At 45.2% G+C, this 248-nt stretch carries 1 protein-coding gene; it reads left to right on the top strand.

Going from position 1 to position 248, the window contains the following annotated elements:
- A partial coding sequence (locus tag IS446_RS00050) for a tyrosine-type recombinase/integrase (RefSeq protein ID WP_203057129.1) occupies nucleotides 1-240 on the top strand: 240 nt, incomplete at its 5' end.
- Between the last annotated feature and the right edge of the window lie 8 nt (nucleotides 241-248).

Here is a 248-nt window from a genome sequence, read left to right as displayed (position 1 = left end):
ATCAATAATTACCTGAAGGAGATCGCCTCCTTTACAGGGATCGATAAAGACTTCTCCTTTCATATGGCCCGGCACACCTTTGCCACTACCGTAACACTTTCTAATGGTATGCCCATAGAAACCGTATCCAAGCTATTAGGGCATACCAAACTTGCGACTACACAAATATATGCGCGGGTGCTCCAGAAGAAGATCGCACAAGACATGAACGACCTGGAAAGGAAGTTGGGCTCCATTTAAATCTCGAA

This window comes from Robertkochia sediminum, assembly GCF_016786255.1.
Lineage (GTDB): Bacteria > Bacteroidota > Bacteroidia > Flavobacteriales > Flavobacteriaceae > Robertkochia > Robertkochia sediminum.
Note: the sequence above shows the minus strand (reverse complement) of the source record. Positions and strands in the feature narration are given on the sequence as shown.